Source organism: Pelomicrobium sp., from assembly GCF_036803785.1.
Classification (GTDB): Bacteria; Pseudomonadota; Gammaproteobacteria; order Burkholderiales; family UBA6910; genus Pelomicrobium.
In genome coordinates this window covers 1-2,361 of record NZ_DAIRTR010000236.1, presented here as the reverse complement: position 1 = coordinate 2,361, position 2,361 = coordinate 1, and the positions used below count along the sequence as shown (strand labels likewise).

Below are 2,361 nucleotides of genomic sequence, written 5' to 3'. Positions count from 1 at the left end.
GGATCAGGCGGCGCGGGACGGCTGGTCGATGCGCGAGCGATAGGACAGCGCCTCCGCCAGATGGATGCGCAGCACCCGGTCGTCGCCATCCAGATCGGCCAGTGTGCGCGCGACCTTGAGCACGCGGTGATAGGCGCGCGCCGTGAGGCGCATGGTGTCGGCCGCCTCGCGCAGCAGGGACAGCCCCGCCTTGTCCGGCCGCGCGACCTCGTCCAGCACATTGGCCGGACAGGCGGCATTGGTGGTGACGAGCGGCAGGCCGAGCGCCCGGTAGCGCGCCGCCTGCCGGCGCCGGGCCGCGGCCACCCGTTCCGCCACCCCGGCCGGCACAGAAACAGGAGACTTTCAGCGTCTCCGTGGTGAACGTCCCAGTGCAGGAGCTGCTCTTCGCCTTGGCCCGGGATGCGCGGCTCAACGTCGACGTGCATCCCGGCATCCAGGGCACGGTCACCCTAAACGCCATCCAGCAAAGCCTGCCCCAGATCCTGGAGCGGATCGCCAAGCAGGTGGACATGCGCTATGAGATGCGGGACTCCACTCTGGTGGTCATGCCCGACACCCCTTTCTTGCGCAACTACAAGGTGGATTACGTGAACATGGCCCGGGACGCGAGCGCCACGGTGGCGATCGCCACCCAGATCCAGGGAGGAGGGGGCACGGCTGCCACCGGCCTCACCGGAGCGGCTCCCGTGGGCGGGTTGGGGCAAGGCAACGTGTCCAACACCTCCCTCAATAACACGGCCAAGAACCGCTTCTGGGAAACCCTGGTGCAGAACATCAAGGACCTGTTGCGGGAGACCGACAAACTGCTGCCAGAAGGCTCCTACGAAACCGCGGTGGAGCAAGACAGCGTCCAGTCCACCACCGGCACCGGGGCGCCGCCCCCCACCACCCGCGGCAGCCGGGAGCCGGGCCTGTATGGAAGCCCCAACCCGGCCGCGGTGCAGACCGAAGGCACCACGGTGATCCGCCGGGCCACGTTCCGCGAGGCCGCCTCCGTCATCGCCAATCCGGAGACCGGGGTTCTCTCCATTCGCGCCACCGCCCGCCAACACGAGAAGATCCAGGAATTCCTGGACCAGGTGATGGCGAGCGCACGGCGGCAGGTGCTGATCGAGGCCACGGTGGTGGAAGTGAACCTCTCGGACAATTACCAGCAAGGCATCGACTGGCGCGCCTTCGTCAAAGCAGGCGGTAAATGGACGCTCCAGCAACAGAGCCTGTCCACGCTGCCGAGCGCCATCGGCACCACCCTCTTCACCGGCACCTACTCGGGCAGCGACGACTTCTCCGCCACCCTCAAGCTGCTGGAGTCCTTCGGCACGGTGAAGGTGCTCTCCAGCCCCAAGCTGTCGGTAATTAATAATCAGACGGCTCTCCTGAAGGTGGTGGAAAACCGGGTCTATTTCACCGTGAAGGCCGATACGGTCACCACCGCCAACGTGGGCACCGTCACCACTTTCACCACCACACCCAACACGGTGTCGGTGGGTTTCGTGATGAGCGTCACCCCTCAGATTTCGGAATCGGACACGGTCCTCCTCAACGTGCGCCCCACGGTCTCCCGCATCACCGGCTTCGTGAACGATCCCAACCCAAGCTTGCTGATTCCCAACCGCATCCCCGAGATCCAGACCCGGGAGATGGAGTCGGTCATCCGGGTGGCGAGCGGCGATGTGGCCGTCATGGGTGGGCTCATGCAGGACGGGATCGAGAACAAGGACGACACGGTGCCAGGCCTGGCCCAGATCCCTCTGCTGGGGGAAATCTTCACCGCGCGCAACGACACCCGGACCAAAACCGAGCTAGTGGTGTTCCTGCGCCCCACCGTGATCCGTAACGCCAGCCTGGACGGGGATTACGCCCATCTGCGGCCCCTGCTGCCCAATGACAACTTCCTGGACGCCCCGCGCCTTGACAATTTCTTCGGTTCGGGGCGGGCGCGGCTGCCCCTGAACGAACCATGAGCCTGCTTCTGGACGCCCTCAAGCGGGCCGAGCTGGAAAAGCGCAAGAACGAGGCCACAGCAGCCAGCGGCACCGGGAACCCAGGTCGGGACGAACCCCCAGCTCCCAGCACGCCCAGCTCCCGGCGGGAGCTCAGCCTGGAGGCGCCGCCTGCACGGGCGGAGCCGCCGCCTAGCGCGTCCGCCCCGGCGCCCGAGCATGCCGGGGCAGCCGCGTTGTTCGAAGCCAAAGCGCTTCCGGGCAACCCCCGGGCCTGGCTGTGGGGCTTCGCCGCCATCGCCCTCGCCTCGGCGCTGGGCGGCGGGCTCTATGTCTGGCGGGAGATGTCCCGGCCGCCTCTGCTCATGGCCGCACCGGCGCGCCCTCCATCGCCGGACCGGGCACCCTCCCCATC

The 2,361-nt window shown here is 67.4% G+C and carries 1 protein-coding gene and 2 pseudogenes; 2 read left to right on the top strand and 1 reads right to left on the bottom strand.

Features of this window, described 5'->3' with window-relative positions; translation table 11 throughout:
- Positions 1 to 3: 3 nt before the first annotated feature.
- Positions 4 to 339: pseudogene (locus tag V7Q81_RS15735) on the bottom strand (YifB family Mg chelatase-like AAA ATPase); the annotation flags it as partial.
- 17 nt (positions 340 to 356) lie between these two features.
- Between V7Q81_RS15735 and mshL the strand changes: the two are divergent.
- Together mshL and V7Q81_RS15725 are read left to right on the top strand one after the other, a co-directional pair.
- Positions 357 to 1,967 carry a pilus (MSHA type) biogenesis protein MshL gene (gene mshL, locus V7Q81_RS15730; RefSeq protein WP_333845220.1) on the top strand — a complete coding sequence of 537 codons (1,611 nt, stop codon included), beginning with the start codon at positions 357 to 359 and terminating at the stop codon, positions 1,965 to 1,967.
- A pseudogene (locus tag V7Q81_RS15725) lies at positions 1,964 to 2,361 on the top strand (hypothetical protein); the annotation flags it as partial. The gene mshL and the pseudogene V7Q81_RS15725, both read left to right, overlap by 4 nt.